14 protein-coding genes are annotated in these 19,547 nt (G+C 56.5%); 8 read left to right on the plus strand and 6 right to left on the minus strand.

What is annotated here, in order from left to right; translation table 11 throughout:
* Positions 1–142 precede the first annotated feature (142 nt).
* Together HY795_10465 and HY795_10470 are read left to right on the plus strand one after the other, a co-directional pair.
* Positions 143–1,090 carry a hydrogenase small subunit gene (locus HY795_10465; GenBank protein ID MBI4805644.1) on the plus strand — a complete coding sequence of 316 codons (948 nt, stop codon included), beginning with the start codon at positions 143–145 and terminating at the stop codon, positions 1,088–1,090.
* Positions 1,091–1,139: 49 nt separating this feature from the next.
* Positions 1,140–2,831: a nickel-dependent hydrogenase large subunit gene (locus HY795_10470; GenBank protein ID MBI4805645.1), complete on the plus strand. Its 1,692-nt coding sequence runs from the start codon at positions 1,140–1,142 to the stop codon at positions 2,829–2,831.
* 69 nt (positions 2,832–2,900) lie between these two features.
* Here the strand turns inward: HY795_10470 and HY795_10475 are convergent, their stop codons facing one another.
* Together HY795_10475 and HY795_10480 are read right to left on the minus strand one after the other, a co-directional pair.
* The gene (locus tag HY795_10475) at positions 2,901–3,167 is read right to left on the minus strand and encodes a hypothetical protein (GenBank protein ID MBI4805646.1); all 267 of its coding nucleotides are present in this window, start codon (positions 3,165–3,167) and stop codon (positions 2,901–2,903) included.
* Positions 3,168–3,213: 46 nt separating this feature from the next.
* Complete coding sequence (locus tag HY795_10480) at positions 3,214–5,157, minus strand: right-handed parallel beta-helix repeat-containing protein (protein ID MBI4805647.1); 1,944 nt, start codon at positions 5,155–5,157, stop codon at positions 3,214–3,216.
* Between the two features lie 177 nt (positions 5,158–5,334).
* On the opposite strand from HY795_10480, the gene HY795_10485 reads away from it, so the two are divergent.
* The 4 genes from HY795_10485 (at position 5,335) to HY795_10500 (ending at position 11,236) form a co-directional block, all read left to right on the plus strand.
* A complete protein-coding gene (locus HY795_10485; GenBank protein ID MBI4805648.1) occupies positions 5,335–5,829 on the plus strand; it encodes a HyaD/HybD family hydrogenase maturation endopeptidase in 495 nt (164 codons plus the stop codon).
* A 59-nt stretch (positions 5,830–5,888) separates the two neighbouring features.
* Complete coding sequence (locus tag HY795_10490; protein MBI4805649.1) at positions 5,889–7,520, plus strand: 5'-nucleotidase C-terminal domain-containing protein; 1,632 nt, start codon at positions 5,889–5,891, stop codon at positions 7,518–7,520.
* Positions 7,521–7,643: 123 nt separating this feature from the next.
* A complete protein-coding gene (locus HY795_10495; GenBank protein ID MBI4805650.1) occupies positions 7,644–9,968 on the plus strand; it encodes a glycosyltransferase family 39 protein in 2,325 nt (774 codons plus the stop codon).
* A 44-nt stretch (positions 9,969–10,012) separates the two neighbouring features.
* Positions 10,013–11,236 carry an MFS transporter gene (locus HY795_10500; GenBank protein ID MBI4805651.1) on the plus strand — a complete coding sequence of 408 codons (1,224 nt, stop codon included), beginning with the start codon at positions 10,013–10,015 and terminating at the stop codon, positions 11,234–11,236.
* A gap of 287 nt (positions 11,237–11,523) precedes the next feature.
* On the opposite strand, the gene HY795_10505 is transcribed toward HY795_10500, so the two are convergent.
* The 4 genes from HY795_10505 to HY795_10520 all read right to left on the minus strand — a co-directional run bounded on the left by HY795_10505 (position 11,524) and on the right by HY795_10520 (position 18,224).
* A complete protein-coding gene (locus HY795_10505) occupies positions 11,524–13,110 on the minus strand; it encodes an SGNH/GDSL hydrolase family protein (GenBank protein ID MBI4805652.1) in 1,587 nt (528 codons plus the stop codon).
* Between the two features lie 275 nt (positions 13,111–13,385).
* The gene (locus HY795_10510) at positions 13,386–15,182 is read right to left on the minus strand and encodes an ATP-dependent metallopeptidase FtsH/Yme1/Tma family protein (protein ID MBI4805653.1); all 1,797 of its coding nucleotides are present in this window, start codon (positions 15,180–15,182) and stop codon (positions 13,386–13,388) included.
* Between the two features lie 840 nt (positions 15,183–16,022).
* Complete coding sequence (gene htpG / locus HY795_10515; protein MBI4805654.1) at positions 16,023–17,933, minus strand: molecular chaperone HtpG; 1,911 nt, start codon at positions 17,931–17,933, stop codon at positions 16,023–16,025.
* A gap of 69 nt (positions 17,934–18,002) precedes the next feature.
* Positions 18,003–18,224: a zinc ribbon domain-containing protein gene (locus tag HY795_10520; GenBank protein MBI4805655.1), complete on the minus strand. Its 222-nt coding sequence runs from the start codon at positions 18,222–18,224 to the stop codon at positions 18,003–18,005.
* 205 nt (positions 18,225–18,429) lie between these two features.
* Between HY795_10520 and HY795_10525 the strand changes: the two genes are divergently transcribed.
* Together HY795_10525 and HY795_10530 are read left to right on the plus strand one after the other, a co-directional pair.
* Positions 18,430–18,846, plus strand: coding sequence for an Hsp20/alpha crystallin family protein (locus tag HY795_10525; protein ID MBI4805656.1), 417 nt, complete (start codon positions 18,430–18,432; stop codon positions 18,844–18,846).
* A 15-nt stretch (positions 18,847–18,861) separates the two neighbouring features.
* Positions 18,862–19,227, plus strand: coding sequence for an Hsp20/alpha crystallin family protein (locus HY795_10530; GenBank protein MBI4805657.1), 366 nt, complete (start codon positions 18,862–18,864; stop codon positions 19,225–19,227).
* The last annotated feature ends 320 nt before the right edge of the window (positions 19,228–19,547 follow it).

Raw genomic sequence — 19,547 nt, forward strand, 5'->3', positions numbered from 1 at the left:
GAACTGTCCAGCCTAAGAAAGTCAGGTTTTATGCCTTTGGATTCACACCGGGGCGGCCTCTGTGGGGGAAGCCGCACGTGGTTTGCAATGAGGCTTTATCAACAACCAACCCAGCCAACCTGTAACGATTTGGGAGGTCCGTATGCGCGTATCCATTGGTCTTGCCAAGGACGACGCCGAAAAACGCTTGGAAGAAAAGGGCGTCTCCCGCCGCGACTTCATGAAGTTTTGCGCGGCGGTGGCAACAGCTCTCGGTATGGGGCCCGGCGCAGCCGCTGAAGTGGCCGCCGCCCTGACCGCGAAGAAACGCCCCAGCGTCATCTACTTGCACGGCGCAGAATGCACCGGCTGCTCCGAGGCCGTGCTGCGCACCTATGAACCCTTCATCGACGCCCTTATCCTCGACACCATAAGCCTCGACTACCATGAAACCATCATGGCCGCCGCTGGCGAAGCTGCCGAGAAGGCTTTGAACGACGCCATCAATTCCCCTGACGGTTTCGTCCTCGTGCATGAAGGCGCCATCCCCACCATCGGAAACGGTACCTGGGGCATGGTTGGCGGACATACCATGGCCGACAACCTGAAGAAATGCGCCGCCAAGGCCAAGGCCATCATCGCCATGGGCACCTGCGCCACCTTCGGCGGCGTCCAGGCCGCCAAGCCCAATCCCACCCAGGCCGTGTCCGTAAGCGAGTTCCTGGGCCGCAAGGACGTGATCAACATCGCCGGTTGCCCGCCCAACCCCATCAACTTCGTGGGCGCGGTTGTGGCTTTCCTGAAGGGCGACAAGATCGAGCTCGACTCTCTGCAGCGTCCCAAAGTGTTCTTCGGCAAGCTGGTGCACGACCTGTGCGAGCGTCTGCCCCACTTCGACAAGGGCGAATTCGCCAAGAGCTTCGACTCACCGGAAGCCAAGAAGGGCTGGTGCCTCTATGAGCTCGGTTGCCGCGGACCTGAGACCTACAATAACTGTCCCAAGGTTCTCTTCAACTCGACCAACTGGCCAGTGAAGGCTGGACACCCCTGCATCGGGTGCTCCGAGCCGAAGTTCTGGGACTCCATGTCCCCGTTCTATTCCGCCCGTTAGTCTGGTCCGCACGTAGCACGAACCGCAGCACACCTCACGGAGGAAAGACATGGCTGACAGCAAGCCTCAGATAATGAAAACGCCCCAGAGCTCCTTCACCGGCCCGGTAGTGGTCGACCCCGTCACCCGCATCGAGGGTCACCTGCGCATGGTGGTCGAGGTCGAAGGCGGCAAGATCAAAAATGCCTGGAGCTCCTCGCAGCTCTTCCGCGGCCTGGAAATCATCCTCAAAGGACGCGATCCCCGCGACGCCCAACACTTCACCCAGCGCTCCTGCGGCGTGTGCACCTACGTGCACGCCCTGGCCTCCACCCGCGCGGTGGACAACGCCGTTGGCGTGAACGTGCCTGAGAACGCCACCATCATGCGCAATCTGGTGATGGCTTCCCAGTACCTGCACGACCACATCGTGCACTTCTATCATCTGCACGCCCTTGACTGGGTGGATGTGACCAGCGCTCTGAAGGCCGACCCGGTCGCCGCCGCCAAGATCGCCAACTCCATCTCCAAGCGCAAGACCAAGCCCGAAGACCTGAAGGCCGTTCAGGACAGGGTGAAGGCCCTGGTCGATTCCGGCCAGCTGGGCATCTTCACCAACGCTTACTTCCTCGGCGGCCACCAGGCCTACTATCTGCCCCCCGAGGTGAACCTGATCGCCACGGCCCACTACCTGGAAGCCCTGCACCTGCAGGTGAAGGCCGCCAGGGCCATGGCCATCTTCGGCGCCAAGAACCCCCACACCCAGTTCACCGTGGTGGGCGGCTGCACCAACTACGACGCTCTGCGCCCCGAGCGCATCGCCGAGTTCATGACCCTGTTCAAGGAAGTGAACGCGTTCATCAACGAATGCTACATCCCCGACCTGCTGGCCGTGGCTTCCTACTACAAGGACTGGGGCGGCATCGGCGGCACCACCAACTTCATCTGCTTCGGCGAGTTCCCGCAGAAGGGCGAGCACGGCATGGCCGACCGCTTCCTGCCTGCCGGCTACATCATGAAGCGCGACCTGGCTGGTGTGAAGGACGTGGACCAGAAGCAGATCATGGAACACGTGGCCCACTCCTGGTACAAGGGCAACGAAGCCAAGCACCCCTACGAGGGCGTCACCGATCCCCAGTACACCAACCTGGAGGACAAGGACCGTTACTCCTGGATGAAGGCCCCCCGCTACATGGGTGAGCCCATGGAAACCGGCCCGCTGGCCAAAGTCCTGGTGGCTTACGCCAAGGGGCACAAAGCCACGGTGAAGACCGTGGACATGGTTCTGAAGAACCTGGGCGTTGGCAAGGAAGCCCTGTTCTCCACCCTGGGCCGCACCGCTGCCCGCGGCATCGAGACCGCGGTCATCGCCGGCGAGATAGAAGGCTGGATCAAGAAGCTGGCCGCCAACGTAAAGAAAGGCGACACCAAGCTGTACCAGGACTGGAAGATGCCCGACTCCGCTCAGGGCGTGGGCTTTGTCGACGCTCCCCGCGGCGCCCTGTCCCACTGGATCGACATCAAGGGCGGCAAGATCAACAACTTCCAGTTGGTCGTGCCCTCCACCTGGAGCCTTGGGCCCCGCTGCGCGGCCGGCAAGCTCTCCCCGGTGGAAGAAGCCCTGGTCGGCACCCCGATCGCCGATCCCAAGCGCCCGGTTGAAATCCTGCGCACCATCCACTCCTTCGACCCCTGCATCGCCTGCGGCGTGCACGTGATCGAGCCGGAGTCCAACGAGGTGCTCAGCTTCAAGGTGCTGTAAGCCTTGGATTGATTCGCATTGAAGAGGGGCCGCGAGAGCGGCCCCTTTATTATTTCCAGAATACGATTCTTACTTGCCACACAGCAATAAGATTTCCCTTCCAGCAGGCGTGAGCTTCACCTTGGCATGCTGCAATAGTCCCACTGATTTTCCTGATTCCACCACTGTGACTAAAGTATCGCTCAAGCGCAAAAGCGGTTCTTCCCCTTCGTCACATGCAACAAGAAGCGTGGATTCGTTCATCCACTGTTGCTTGTCTGTAGGAGCCTTCCAGTCCAGGTAGTCGCCGGCGTCTGAAATCCTTTTGAGCATGTCGAGAAGAATGTTGTCACTCATTACGCCTCCACACCATGACGATAAATACAGGCCACCAAAGACTACCTCAATCCTCCGCTCCACAGTCGCAGAAGCAGACTGGCCGTGATGGAGCAATGCGGGACACCGGGCCGGTCTTATAGAATTTGAGCCCTGAGTACACACTGGACCACAGGGTAACGTATTCGCCATTCGCCCCTCTCAGGTCGTCAGGGAGCCAAACCCTTTTGATGCGATGTCCAACCATCTCTTCCGGCAGCTTCGCCCGGAGAACCCGTCCCGAAAGTGCGGCCTCTACCCATTCTTTTCCCTTCCCCGCCTTCACGCGAATCCGCACCGTTTGTCTGCTTTCCAGGGGTGCGGAAAAGGTCAACACAAGGTCGGATTTGTCTTCTTCAAAGCGGACCAGCCTTGGCATCTCAGTATAGCTGTCATCACTCTCTTCCGGTTGCAGGAACACGAAAGCCGGACCCACTATCGGCTTCCCGTCTGATCCGTATGCCCCCATGGGCGTTTCAAGCCCGGACGTCCAGTTTTCGGCTCCTGGCCAATCAACACCTCGGGTAAAGTCCACCGGGCAGCCCCTCGGCGTTTCTCCTGTCAGACGCATGTCGCCCCTGTTTGGATCCACGAATTCAGCCCCAGGATCGAACACCCCCCTGGCTTCCTGATGGTTGTCCACGATTTTAGGCGGCCAAGGGATGTTGGTCAGGTCACAGTCGAAGCTGACCCTTGGGTTCCACCCTCCAGGCATGAAGCCGTTTCCCAGGAAACGTTCGTCCCCGGTGTTGCCATCAGTGAAAGGCCGGAGCACAGCTGGTGGCAGGGGGCACCCAGCCTCCCTGTCCTGCGAAGCCGAGGCTGGCAGCGAATTTCTGAACAGCACCGCGTTGTTGCGGTGGGTGAGAAACGTTGTCGCCCCGTCCTTTATGAGCGAATTATAGAGAGAATAGCTGTTGTTGAAGGCGAACACCGGACGAGAGGGCATCACTCCATCCGAGTCGTATTTGTAAACCTTACCTCCACGGTTCGGGTCCAGTTGGGAGCCTGGCTTGTCCGTTACCCATCCGGTATTGGCGAAATAGTACCAGAACCCTCCGGCCACCTCGTCCAGGGAGAACCAGGCATGGGCATTGTGGATTGCGTTGTGATGCAGCCACCAATTGGTGGCCGAGCGTTCTGGTTCAACAGGATTGTCGCGTATACGCAGCATGCGGTTCCCATAAATTTCCACGTTGTGGTTTTGTGATTTCTCCTTCTTCTTGTCGGCCTTCAGGCGTACAGCATTGAAAGCATCGCAGATGGTATTGTTGCGGAGCACCACGCTGCCCGATATCCCAACACTGCCGAAGATTCCGCCATTGTAGTAGAAGTAGCGCTTACGCTTTGAATCAAGCCAAAGCAGATCACGCCACATGGACCCAGTGGGGTCCTGGCGCCAGTGGATGCTCTCCAGCAGGATATGGTGGGTGGCCTGCCCCCGGGCATACACCAAATAGCGGCTGTCCACGGCAGCCACATTGCGAACGGTGATGTAGGATGAGTTCTCGATATAGAGGAAGGTGGGCCAGCAGCTCTCTACCGAGAAATTCTCGAATTCGATCCAGGCGCAGTCCGAGAGTTTGAAAAAAGCGAAGTGTTTCATCTCAGGGAGCATGGAGTCGTGCGGCACGCCGCCCAGGCCACCGTTCAGCACCGTTGCGGTTCCGAGGCCCCGGATGGTGATGGGCACTTCTGGGACCCCCTTGAGCTCGTTTATTTTCACCGGCCGGCAGGTTGGAGGGTTGCCGGATTCTTCATCGAACAGGATCGGCGGCCAGTATTTTCCAGGCAGAAGCTGGAGGATGTCTCCGGGCCGCACACAGGAGAGCGCATCGCTTATCGTGTGAGTGGTGAAAAGCAGATCCTTGCCACTGACATGAACCATGCGGCAATCGCCCTTGTAGGTTATGTACAGGATTCGGCGCCCGTTCTCGACCCAATACGGAAGGGGGAAGATGTCGTCTCGCATCCTGGCTCCTGTTTTCACTATAGATCGATTAATAGATATAGTAACACAACTAATTATACGTTCTATCAAATAAAGCACGGACGTCATGTTGAGTCAATCTCTTTGAAACCTCCGCCAGGCTTGCCCCCGGGAGATTTGCCGGGCATGATGTTTTGCATCTTTCATCTGGGAGCGGACATGGACGAAAAGCGCAGGATTCTGGTGCTCGGCGTGGGCAACATTCTCTACACCGACGAAGGCGTGGGCGTGCGTTGCATGGAAAAGCTGGAGAGTGAATACGAGTTCTCGGACAACGTGACTCTGATGGACGGAGGGACGCTCGGCATGCGCCTGATGGATGCCCTTCTCAACTGCGATACGGCAATCGTGCTGGACGCGGTCCTGGGCGGACAGGAACCGGGCACCATCTACCGCTGCACCGGGGATGAGCTTCGCAAGTCCTTGGCGTTCAAGGATTCCATGCACCAGTCCGACCTGGTGGACACCCTTATCTATTGCGACCTGATCGGCAAACGTCCGGATGCTGTGGTCATAGGCATCGAACCGCACGACTACCAGACCATGTGCGTGGAGGTGTCCGAGGTGCTGGCAGGCAGGTTAGACGACATGGCCGCGTTCGCGCTCAAGGAAGTGGAGGCGGCGGGGGGCACGTACTCAGCCCGCGCCAAGTAGTCGCCTGAACCTGTGCACCAGCACCGCCCGCTTTAAACAGTATCCGCTCTGGAGGCCACATGCCATTCGTCCGCATGCTTGCGGTGTTCGCCGCAGCCACTCTTCTCACGACCCACGTCTGGGCCGCCGAGGCCAAGCCTTACCGCCTGACCATCCTGCACACCAACGACATCCACGCCCGCATCGCCGAGTTCAATAGCTTCGGCCAGACCTGCACCCCCGACGAATCCGCCAAGGGAGAGTGCTTCGGCGGCTACCCGCGCATCGCCGCCACGGTGGAAGCGGCCCGCAAGCAAGGCGGCAACCTGCTCCTGCTCGACGCGGGCGACCAGTTCCAGGGGACACTCTTCTACACCGCGCTCAAGGGCAAGCCCAGCCGGGACGCCATGAACACCCTGCGCTATTCGGCCATGACCTTGGGCAACCACGAGTTCGACGACGGCCCAAAGATGCTGGCGGACACTTTCCTTACGGGCCTTTCCGTCCCTGTCCTGGCCGCCAACGTAGACGCCACGGCCGAGGCGTCCCTCAAGGGGAAATTCAAGCCCTGGTCCATCTTCACCATGGGGGGCAGAAAGATCGCGGTCATCGGTATCGCCAACGAGGACATCGCCAAGCTCTCCAACCCTGGCCCGGACATGACTTTCACGAAAGCGGACGAACCGCTGCGCCAGGCTGTGAAAGACGTTGCCGCCCAGGGAGCGGACATCGTGGTGGCACTCACTCACGTGGGTTTGCAGCGTGACAGGGAACTGGCTGCCAATGTTGAAGGCATCGACGTCATCGTTGGCGGGCACAGCCACAGCCTGCTCTCCAACACCGACCCAAAAGCGGCCGGGCCGTATCCCGTGGTGGCGTCCTCTCCTTCCGGCAGGCCCGTGCTCATCGTTCAGGCGGAAGCCTGGGGGAAGTACCTGGGCGACCTGACCGTGGATTTCGATTCGAAAGGAATTCCCGTGGCCTGGGCCGGTGCGCCGATCACCCTCAACGCCACGAAACCGCAGGACCAGGCCATGCTGGCCAAAGTATCGGCCTGGCAGGAAGAGCTGAAGCCTCTCCTGGGCCAGCCCGTGGGCAAGCTCACCGAACCTCTTCTGGCGGATTGCAGGCATGGAGAGTGCGGCCTTGGTGACGTCATGGCCGACGCGGTCCGCCTTTCGGCAAAGAGCCAGGGCGTTCGGGCCGCGTTCATCAACAGCGGGGCCGTGAGAGCCGGGCTTAAGGCCGGGGATGTGAGCCTGGGCGACCTGCTCACGGTCTATCCCTTCACGGACAACGTGGCCACCTTCGAGCTCTCCGGCAAGGACCTCCTGGAGGTGCTGGAATACAGCGTGGGCCTGGCCACCCAATCCGGGGCCTCGGGCTCCGGGCGGTTCCTGCAGTTGTCGGGACTTAAAATTTCCTTCGACCCGCGCAAGCCAGTGGGACAACGGATCGTCACCGCGGAGATATTGGACCCGGATGGGGGCTACTCGCCGGTGGGCCCGGAAAAGTCCTATCCTCTGGCTTCAAGCGGCTATTTGCTCAAGGGCGGCGATGGATACGCCATGCTCAAAGAGAAGGCTAAACGGGTTTACGCCTTCGGTATGCCCATAAGCGACGCCCTGGCCGACTACTTCTCCAGCCACTCCCCCCTTTCTCCGAGGCTGGAGGGACGCATCGTCAACCTGGGGAATGCGTTGACGAAATAACTGAACTCGAGCGAGTTACTCCGCCTCTCTACTATTTGGGGGATCATTCATTTGAAAGCTAAAAGCATATTTATCCCGGCCGAGGAGAACGCCTCACCCGTGCCAGGAGAATCAGTAATCCTAATGATCATAGTTGTCATAGGCTTTATACTGCGTTTCGCCTGGCTGGATTCCCCAACCCTTATGCGTGACGAGGCTCTCGTGCTGTTGGCAGCGGAGCAAAGCCCGCTCTTCATCCTCATTCGCGCCCTTGCCACTGATGCGCACCCCCCATACTTCTATTACCTATCCAAGTTACTCCTGCTTTTCGGCCATTCCGATTTCGCAACCCGTTTCTTTCCAGCCCTGGCCGGAACTGCAGCAGTCTTTTTTCTGCATCGCTTTGCGGCACGCCTGATCTCACGTGAATCCGCACTTATTGCGGCAGCATTGCTGGCCGGGTATTTTCTGCACATCCAAATTTCGCGTACAGTGAGACCCCATCCTTACATCGTCTGCCTCACCATCGTTTCCCTTTCCTGGCTCCTGGATTTTTTGCGCGCCCCTTGCCGCAAAAATCTGATAAAGCTTACCTGTCTCAATCTGGCACTTTTACTCTTCCACTTCAACGCGCTGCTTGTTGTGGGCTCACAGATGTTCCTCGTAGGATGTCTACTTCCCGGATCGTGGCGGTCGCAAATCCGATCTAACCTCATACAATTTCTAATGATAAGTTGCGTGTCTATGGCTGTAAATCTTCCCATGTTCATCTACAGACTGGGAAAATTCCCTGGATTTGACCTGAACATCTCCATGCTGTGGACCCTGGAACGAAGTATCACCAATTTGAACAAATTGATGGCAATCTTCCCCTCCGAGACTTCAAATATAGCCGGGTGGCTATTGTTCGGTTTGGGCATGGGGCTTCTTTTTTCTAAGAATTGTTTTGCGTTCTTTTTTCTTGCTTCTAGCATCTTTCTTCCGATTATTGCTCTTATTCTCGCCAAGTACGGATTATTCTATGAACCTTGGCATCTATCTTTCATCATTCCATGCTTGTTGACGGTTTGTGCACACTCTCTTGTATGGCTCTTACGCATTCAATTTCTTGTCAAGGCAGCGGCTCTCGCCATCCCAATTTGCGCTGCTGTGACCATCTTTCTGTCACGCTACGATGCACTCTATTCTATACAAGCTTCAATCTTCGGATATGAGGAATGCAACAAGAAGATCGCCTTAGAGTTGCCACGCGGGTTGGGAAATCCACATTCTGTTTTGTTCAACCAAATTTTTGAGCTCAACTTTGTCAATTGGTACACTCGCCAGTTCTCATCACTTAATCTTAACCACAATTCCCTCACGCCAAAAGATTCCAATGTAAACCTTGCCCTGGTGGCCAGTGGCCCCATCTATTCTGACGCGGACAACCCAGTTGAGGTTGCCCGGAGGGCCCAACAACTTCTGACTGACTTCGGCAAGGAATACAGCATTGACACACTCTCTTGTTCAACAATCCACCGTTGGAATTACGCCAGATCTCCAGGCATCCGCTTGAACTCATATCCAGCAAAAACGAGTTTTACGGCCTATGCACCCGAGTTTCTGAAGAAGGTCTGGCAGGCCCAGGACGTGCAAATATACTTATCTCCCTTGGCGCATGTGATTTTCCCTTCCGCCTTTGACACCCCAGGAAGCTTCACTGTCCGATATCAGAACGACACACCTGTTCCAACCACAGATATAACCCTTGATCTGCACTACGCATTGGAAGGAAGTGGCAACAGTATGGTTGTGACTTGTTCCTTTGATGACGCTCTAGCACAGGAAGTGTTCTCCTCTTCGGCCCAGGCCGGAACACATCCTAAACGAATTATTCTACGCGCACCCAACCCATATCGAACCGTGGATGTGACTTGCACCATGACCTCCTCTAGTCTCACTCCTAGTTTCTACACCATGAGCAACGCAGTGAGTTTCAGCAAGATGGAACTGACCATCTTGCCTACTCCGCCAGAGGAGTTCCTCCTTGACCTACCAGTTGCCATACGTGACCTATCTCAGGTTGAAAGCACACCCGAGGGCTCCTATCGTTGGGGAAGCGGGCCAGAAACAACACTTCGTTTTAACGTGCCAAAATCTGGACGCATACGTTTAGAAATGGGACTAAACAACCCAATCCCTGGGCAAGGATTCACGGTGCTTATCAACGATTCCATTGTAAAGCGCCTGGAGAACTTACCCGCAGCCCCTTGGCTCCAGAACGCTAAAAGCGTACTTCTCGATGTCGACGTTAAGGCAGGAGATAATACGTTGGTTCTGCGCTATGACCTCTGGAACGGTAAACCCCAAGCTTCACCTGCTGTCAACTTCGCACCAGGAGACGGTCGGGCTTTGGCCATGGCCTTCACCAGCTTGCGCTTACTTGCCCCAGAATTTGCAGGGACATCCCTGTCTGTTGAAGACTATTAGTCCAAAGAGTATCCAATTGTGTCGACGCTTGACGCCCCACCGTCATGCTCCTAGCATCCGCCGCCGTGAGTAAATCCCCTCTTTTCAGGTCCCTGCGGCACCCCAACTACAAGCTCTACTTCTGCGGCCAGCTCGTCTCTTTAACCGGCACCTGGATGCAGTCCACTGCGCAAGGATGGCTTGTCTACAGGATTACCGGGTCGAGCCTGGCTCTTGGAGTGGTTGGGTTCGCGGCCATGATCCCGATTCTTCTCTTCGGGCTGTTCGGCGGGGTGCTGGCCGACCGTTTTCCCAAACGCAGCCTCCTGGTCTGGGCTCAGGCCCTGGCATTGGTCCAGGCCACCGCCCTCTGCCTGCTCACGCTGTCTGGCCATATCGAAGTGTGGCATATCGTGCTGTGCGCCGCATTCTTGGGCCTGGTGAACGCATTGGAAATCCCCACGCGCCATTCCTTCGTGGTGGAGATGGTCGGCAAGGAGGACCTGCATAACGCCATCGCGCTCAATTCCTCGATCTTCCATCTGGCCCGGGTGGTCGGCCCGACCTTGGCCGGATTACTCGTGGGCTGGGTGGGTGAAGGCTGGTGCTTCGGCTTAAATGCCGTAAGCTTTCTCGCTGTGATAGCGAGCCTTCTGGCCATGCGCCTTGAACTAGCCACAGTTGCACGACGTGAGGCCGGGGTGCGCGAGCACCTGATGGAAGGAATCCGCTACGCCTGGAGTACCCCCCTGGTGAGGTCCATCCTGCTGCTCATATCCATGGCCAGCCTGTTGGGAGCATCAGGCATTGTCCTCTTGCCCGCATTCGCCGGAGACGTGTTCAAGGCCGGTCCCCAGGGGCTGGGCTACCTGACCGCATCCTCGGGTGCTGGCAGCATCGCGGGTGCGCTGTACATGGCCAGCCGGGGAGAAGCCAAAGGGCTGCGCAGCCTGGCCATGTGGGGCTGCGCCGGGCTTGGCGCGGCTCTGGTCCTGTTCGCCCAGGCGCCGCACTACTGGATTGCCGTGGCGCTTATCGCCCCTTCGGGCTTTTGCCTTATGGTGCTCATGCCCAGCTGCAACACCATGCTCCAACTGGCTGCTCCGGACGGGATGCGCGGACGGGTGATGTCCCTCTACACCATGCTCTACATGGGGGTTGCGCCGTTCGGCGCGCTCCTGGCCGGAAGCCTGGCCCAGTGGCTGGGCGCTCCCCTGGCCGTGACCATACTCGGAGCTGGATGCCTGATCGGAGCCCTGGGACCGGGACGGTCAATCCACAAGGCTTGACATCTTTGTACCGTAGTGTGCGTTTGTGTGGTGGTAGAGCAGACACAACATATCGTTACCCTGTTTATCCTGGAACCTTCGCATCAGCAGATTCAAGTAGAGAGACCTATTACTCATTCTTTCAATTGATCGAAGAGAATAATCACGCTTGAATGCTTATTCTTGAACATATAACTATCATTTCTCCAGACGCCCCCCCCACAACAACACCAACTTCTTACGTCTCAGAAGAGTTCCTGCATACCTTGTTAAATCGTGAGATATTTACACTTGTAAACATCTAGAACTCAACGTGGTTGTTTAAAAAAGATGCTCCCGTCCTTTTGGAAGAGTTGGGCGCCGCTACCTATAAGTCTGACTCTTACGGTTGTATCGTTGGGGTTAAGTTTGTCAGCAGAGAAGCCGTAGCGAGCCCCGACAGGCGACCATTGTCCATCGTCTTGATACTTCACCATATTTGCAAGGGGAACCCAGGCCCCCTCCAAAAATGCCTCCACCGTGACCCACCCTCTGTTGGAGAAGATTCTGGGGAAACATGCCAGCACCCCGTTTGTGTTCTCCAGAACTAGGCGCAAAGTGACCACCCCTTCTTCATCAGAATTGTGGGGAGTTAATTCGCACCAACCATCCTCATCCGTGTGACCAATGACAATATTTTGCGTCTCAATGTCTCGCGCGAGGACGGGCTTATCCGTACTTCGTGGGCGTCCGTAGCCAACGAAGTGCTCTCCCCAGGCAAAACGAAAGGCAAAGTGGGCGTCCACTTGGTCGGATGCGGGCAGGGTGCAGTCGTTCAGAAACTCAGCTAGAAATTTGTTTGTCTGCAATTCAGCGAATATATGTCTGGCAACAAAGAAGTCAGAATATGGAGTATAATGCATTTCATCAGTGAAGACCCTATAGAGTAGAGGAGAGCGATCACTAAGAGCATCAATGAGAATTTGAAGGTCGACCAGGGGCGCGTCGAGCTTACGGGAAATCTCATTGTTTATTCTGCTCACGTAGCTTCGTCCAAACTGGTAAAGTTGAATATTAAAATCATAAGGGATACGCGCCGCTTCCGACTGCGAGGAAGCTTTGTCGCGCGTAATCCAACCATAATTAACCAGTGTAACCCCGATGCCCTTAGCTTGGCGCTCTCTGATGAAAGATTCTATGTTACCTCGGAACCCAAAGGCCTCCATTTTTTTTTCCATGATGTCATTCAATATCAGGGTGCTAACTGCCTGCTTGGCAAGACGATAGAATGCTAGGCGCTCGAAGGTGTGAAGCACCTGGGCCAGGATGGACGTTTGCCTTGGGGTGGTGTTAATAAGTTTTGTGAAGATTTCGCGTTGCTTTATGGCCTCATTGATATCTTCAATAGCGGCGGCAGCAACTACGTCATTGAGCCCATCCATAAGTAAGTACATGTCCGGAGACAAAGAATCCAATTCTGTTTCAGCTCGCAGACGTGTATGCCAACTATGATATCCCATCATACCGGCGTTAATGATCTCAACCTTCTTATTGCAATTAGCAAGCGCATAATCGAACAAGGATTGAAGAACGGGAGGATAGGAATCTAGCTTTGAGTTGTAGACGCCCAAGGTAGTGGATCCACCGATGCAGATGATCCGAAAGGTACCCGGAGGTTTGGCAATAGACACCACGTGCCCGGCAAATAATCTGCTCTGCTGGTCGATGTTGGACAGCTGAGAGACGAGCCTATAGCCTAGTTCGTCGTCCAGTACAGCGATGTCCTTAAAGGCATCAGGCAATTTGGCTTTGAACGTGGCGGGGAGAGGTGAAAGAAAACGTACGCACAATTCAAGGCCACCGAAAAAAAGTACTAGCGAAAGGACCGCAAGAGCAACATTGGAAAGTATTTTCATCTGATAATCATTCGAACGTGGGAATGAAAACTGTCATCATCGGTCGTCTATTGAACCAAATAACCAAGGCCGTCAAACGGGAAGAATGACTGTCATTCTCCATCGAGACCATATCAAGGAATACATTCAACCCTCGATTGTCAAAGGCCGGAACATTATCCGTTTTGAAAACCTATACATAGTCACTCCCCTTACGGCCTGCAGATTATGTTCTCATTGAGATTTTCCGATAGTACTTACCACATCATCTATGCTGATTTCTTTGGCCCCTCTCCTCACAAAAATCCTTCAAACTCGGACGAATCCATCACTTCCGTCTTCAACAATTTTTGGGCCACAGCGTCGAGCTTGTCCTTGTGCTCCTCAAGGATGCCCCGCACCCTGCCGCGGGCGGACTCCAGGATTTCCTTCACCTCGGCATCGAGCTTGGCCGCTGTCGATTCGCTGTATTCCTTGCCCACCAGGGGCGCCTGTTCGGGGTTCAGGAACATGGGCCTGGCCTGCCGCGGGTAGGTGGAAAGCCCCAGGGTCTCCCCCATGCCGTACTCGGCCACCATGGCCCGGGCGATGTCCGTGGCCCGCTGCAGGTCGTTGTGAGCGCCCGTGGATATTTCTCCAAAAGCAAGTTCTTCGGCCACACGCCCACCCAGGAGTACGTCGATCTTGCCCAGGAGCTCCGGCTTGGTCATCAGGTAGCGGTCCTCGGTGGGCAACTGCTGGGTGTAGCCTAGGGCGCCCAGGCCGCGCGGTACGATGGATATCTTGTGAACCTTGTCCGCGCCGGGGGTGTAGGCCGCAACCAAAGCGTGCCCGGTCTCGTGGTAGGCCACGATCTTTTTTTCCTTGGGGTTTATCACCCGGTTCTTTTTCTCAAGCCCGGCTATCACCCGGTCCACCGCTTCGTTCAGGTCATCCATGTCCACGGCGGTCTTTCGCCGCCGGGCCGCCAGCAGCGCGGCCTCGTTTATGATGTTGGCCAGGTCGGCTCCGGAAAATCCCGGGGTCTTCTGGGCCACCACTTTGAGGTCCACTTCAGGGGAGAGCTTCACATTCTTGGCGTGCACCAGGAGTATTTCCTCCCGGCCCTTCACATCGGGCTTGTCCACCAGCACCTGGCGGTCGAAGCGCCCGGCCCGCAGAAGCGCGGGATCCAGGGTCTCGGGCCGGTTGGTGGCGGCCATGATCACCACGCCCACCCTCGGGTCGAATCCGTCCATCTCCACCAGCAGCTGGTTCAGGGTCTGTTCGCGTTCGTCGTGGCCGCCCATGACCGCGATGCCCCGGGCCTTGCCGATGGCGTCCAACTCGTCGATGAAAATGATGCACGGGGCCTTTTCCCGCGCCTGGGTGAAGAGCTCCCGCACGCGCGAGGCTCCCACGCCGACAAAAAGCTCGACGAATTCCGAACCTGAAATGGAAAAGAACGGCACTCCGGCTTCTCCCGCCACGGCCCTGGCCAGAAGAGTCTTGCCCGTGCCCGGAGGGCCTACCAGCAGAACCCCTTTGGGCATGCGCCCGCCCAGAACCTGAAACCGTTCGGGCTCCTTGAGGAAGTCGATGATTTCCTTGAGCTCTTCCTTGGCCTCGTCGCACCCGGCCACATCGACGAAGGTGGTGTTGAGTTCGGATTCGGCCACGATTTTGGCCTTGCTACGCCCCACCCCCAGAAGCTGATCACCGGGATTGAACTTCCGCATGAGCAGGAACCAGATGCCGAAGAAAATGAGCGCTGGCAGAATCCAGCTCATGATGTCGCGCAGGAAGGTGGATTCGGGCTGTCCGCGAAAGTCCACATTGTACTTGGAGAGCTCCTCCGAAATCTCGGGGTCCACGCGCAGGGCCACAAAGCGCTGCTCGCTCTCCTGGCCGTCCTTGACGATCTTCATCTTGCCTTGGAGCGAACCCTGCCCGATGGCAACCTCCAGGATATGGCCGGCCTTGAGCTCCTTTAAGAAATCGGAATAGGCCAGGGTCTTGGGCCCGTAGGAACGGGCGTAGAAGTCCTGGATGAGGACCAGGCCCCAGAGTGCCGCGATCACATACCAAAGCGTGAAATGATGTTTCTTTTCCATGAATGGTCCAAAGGTTTGGTCTATTTGGGATTCTTTATTGATACGACCAGGCGGCGCACTGGTCAAGCGGACGGGCTGAAATCGGTTGGTTTGTTTGCCGATTCTTTAATGGCTGCACTTTTACGCCGGTTGACACCGTGGGAGGAAAAGGGCGGGGAGGCAGGCACAATTGCCGGCATAACTCAAGAACACCCTTAACAGGCTCCATGTTTTGAGAACAAAGGTCTCTTCACAAGTTCAAAGCGAAACCCACAACTCGGCAACAGGTTATGCCCAAGATAATATGTATTTGCTGTAGGATATTTTTTGCAAAATGAGAGTCGTTTCGAATAGTCGCGGCATCGTCCGTCTGTAAGCCAGCTGCAAGAAAAAAGCAGCACACCATTTGGGTCTTCCCCATTCACCGTGAATCGGCAATAGTCTGGGTTCTCCCGGCACAGTTCAGAGAAGTGCCATTGGCTGGCAATAAGCCCTCCATCGGCCTGAAGGTACAGATCGCGACAGCAATTGCCGCATTGATTGCAACTGCCGGAGACAATGACTTCCCTTCGCAGGAGCGTGGAAACGAGAGAACGAAAAGCGCCGAGAACAGCCTCTGGAGTGAACATTGTGTCAGTCTCATTGCAAATGGATTCAGCTTACTGCAGATGGACAGACCCAGCCTGCCATCCTGAACCACAGTCACAGAAAAACCAACAAGCCAACGCGTTCCAAAGCATTCGTACACGGAGAAACGTCCAGCCTCACCGAGAAGAAAAAAAGCCGGGCTTTTTCTCCAACTCTACTCGAAGAAAATAAGCCCGGCCATAAAAACGGTCAACAGGTACTGGCAACCAGTCTTCAATTCCCCTTTTTCAGTCCCGCATACCAACCGCTGGCCTGCTCCAGAATGGCGTTGATGCGTCCCACCATCTTGTGCGGGTCGGACAGGTAGCCCTCCAGAAGCAGAGCGGACTCGTACATCTGCTCCGTTGCCTGGACAATGAACGGATCGGCAGCATCCGCACCATAAATGGCTATGAGGTTGCGGGTGAGCGGGTGGCCAGGGTTCACTTCCATGATCTTGTCCGGAACTGACTCGTCTTTTTGCATCATGCGCATGATGCGCTGCATCTGCGAGCTCAGCTGGCCGTCGGCCGAAACCAGGCAGGAAGGACTCGATTTCAGACGCTCGGAACCCCGCACGTCTTTGATGCGCTCGCCGAGCACCTCCTTCATGCGAGCCAGCAGCCCATCGAAGAGCTTGGACTCTTCCGTTGTAAGGGCCGCGGCTTCAGGTTCCGCGGCGGCCGAATCCTCGAAACCGGCCAAATCCTTGGCTTGGGTCTGCTCAGCGGACTTGAATCCGAATTCCTTGAAGGTATTCATGGATTCCAGCACGAATTCGTCGATGGGTTCGTACAGGAAGAGAACCTCGAGTCCCTTGCGTTTGAACATCTCCAGATGCGGGTTGAGTTCCATCGCATCCCGGCTGGCCCCGGATATGTAGTACACCGTCTTTTGCCCGTCCCTGGCCCTGGACACGTAGTCAGAAAGGCTGGTCAGCTTGCCCGGACCCTCCAGGGCGGAAGAGTCGAAACGCAGAAGCTCCGCGTAAGCCTCCCGGTTAAGGAAGTCGGAGTAGCCGAGCTTGAAAATCTTGGCGTGCTCCTTCCATAGGTCGGCGTAGCCGTCCGGGTCGGAGGTGGCTTTCTTGCGCAGGCGGGACAGGATGTCCTTGGTCACCACCTGGGCGATGCGCCTGAGCACAATGTTCTCCTGCAAGGTTTCGCGGGAGAGGTTCAAGGGCAGATCCTCGGTGTCCACCACGCCCCGGCAGAAGCGGAGGTACTCGGGCAATAGTTCCGTGGCGTCCTTGGCTATGAGCACTCGGCGCACATACAGGTCCAGGCCTTTCTCCAGCTTCTGGATGCCCAGGAACTCCTCAGATTTTTGCGGCACGAACACCAGGGCCGAAAACTGAACCGGGGCGTCCACGTTCATGTGGATGGTTTCCATCGGGGCTTCGGGGTCGTGGGTGAGGAAGGAGTAGAACTCCTTGTACTGCTCGGCCGTCACCGATGATTTCGGCTCGCGCCAGATGGCCGAAACGGTGTTCACCCTCTCCCCGTCCACCAGGATGGGGAATGAGATGAAGTGCGAGTGGCGGTTGATGATGTCCTTTATGGCGGCGGGATCGGCGAACTCGGTGGCGTCTTCCTTGAGGTGGATTTCTATGGAAGTACCGCGCGACACTTCCCCCTCGGCCTGGATGAGTTCGTACCCGCCCAACCCGTCGGAAATCCACACCCAGGCAGGCTCGTCCGCAATCGCGGACTTGGTGGTGAGCACCACTTGCCTGGCGGCCATGAACACGGAGTAAAAGCCCACGCCGAAACGCCCGATGATGGAGCTGGCTTTGGAGGCGTCCTCGCCCAGAGCCTTGATGAAGTTCTCGGAGCCGGAATGGGCGATGGAGCCGATGTTCTCCACCAGTTCCTTTTCGCTCATGCCGATGCCCGTGTCGGAGATGGTCAGAACCCCGTTTTCCTTGTCGGTGGTGATTCGGATCTCAAGCGCCAGATCAGCTCCGGACACCTCGGTACCCCGGCTCTGTTCGAAGCGGAGCTTTTCCAGGGCGTCAGATGCGTTGGAGATGAGCTCCCGCAGAAATATTTCCCGGTTCGTATAAACGGAATGAGTTATGATATCGAGGAGTTTGACTATATCCGCCTTGAACTGGCGTTTCTTTCCTTTGACGTTCTCAGACATGCTTCAACCTCTGAATGCTTGCTGTTGTGTGATGATCTCTCCCAGCCGACCGGCCGGGTGCTACGAAGCTCAGGAAAACCCGCCGGAACCGCATCCCATGTTGGTTGGGAATGGACCTGCCGCGGGACTGTCTGCCGTGCCTTTGTCCGACGTTCTCCCGCAAACAGCCGACAGGATACGGGTGGCGCCGCCAGCGCCGCACGATGGACACGCGGGAGCTTGGGCCGTGGCACTCACGAGTTCCTCGAAACGCTGCCCGCATGTGCCGCATTGGTATTCGTACAGTGGCATACTTTCCTCCTGCTGGTCGCAATCAACGGCTTAGGATAAGCAGCCGGTCGTTCCTGTCAAGGCAATGCGTGCTCCCGAGTCGCGTTGACTCGCTGGTCCCTTCGGCCTAGATGGTGAAAAGATGTAGTTTCCCCAAAATCCGTCTTGACCGATTCCAACGCGTGCTTAGTGTAAACGTCGAAAAATGATCAAGGAGGGCAACATAATGGTCATCGACTTCAGTCCGTTTTTTGGACAACAGACCCCGCTTGACCGGGTCTTCGAGGCCTTCTGGTCACCCACCATGTCCATCTCCCAGCGGCCGTATGCGTATCCGCCTGTCAACATTTCAGAGGACCAGGACCGCATCACCGTGCGCTGCGAGATTCCGGGCATGGATATCTCGGAGCTTGACCTGACGCTCACCGAATCCTCCCTTGTCATCAAGGGGGAACGCCAGGCCGCAAAGGGGAAATATTACCGGCAGGAGAGGCCCACCGGAGCGTTCCAGCGCCTTGTGAACCTCCACTCTCCCATCGACAGGGAAAAGGTGACAGCCAAGATGAAGGATGGGCTCCTTGAGGTCGTGCTGCCCAAGTCCGAAGCCTCCAAGCCCAAGAAAATCTCCATCGATATCGCCTGATTGCGGAGGAACACCATGAGCAACAACGTAAAGACCGAAGAGAAGGGATTGCCCAGGGTCAAACCCGCCACGGACATTGTGGAAACCGACGAGGGGTTCTTCATCTACATGGACATTCCAGGTATTCCCAAGGAATCATTGATAATCGATCTGAACGAGGACGAGATCAAAGTGTCCGGAAGGACAGACTACCCCGCGCCTGACGGAGAAAAGCTTATCCACGTGGAGTTCGGCAACGGGGAATACTACCGTGGATTCACCCTGTCGCACATCGTGGACAAGGCCCGCATAAAAGCCACGGTTAAAAACGGCGTGCTGGAGCTGCACCTGCCAAAGGCGGAAAAGGCCCAGCCCCGCAAGATTGAAATACAGATGGGCTAACGCCCCCTTAAACGAGACGGCCGCGTCAGCCAAGGCGCGGCCGTTTTTTGGAGCTTATGCTTAAAAGCCGCGTTCTCGCTTAGAAAAAGCGAACCTTCCGAAAACGCATCCACACCTTCAAAACCGAGGAACGACCGCCCCACCCGCATGGCCCGTATAGGCCGGATCAAGGGGCCTGGAACGCCCTTCTGTCTATTTCTGGTGAAGTGGCCTTCTTTTGCTTCCGGTTTGCATTACCCATGTATTTATCCTATCTTGCACAAACGGTTCGCTGGATTCCTCCCGCCGGCGAGCTGTAATCAGCTCATTCCGAGGTTTAT

Origin of the sequence: Desulfovibrio sp., from assembly GCA_016208105.1 — a bacterium.
GTDB lineage: Bacteria > Desulfobacterota > Desulfovibrionia > Desulfovibrionales > Desulfovibrionaceae > Fundidesulfovibrio.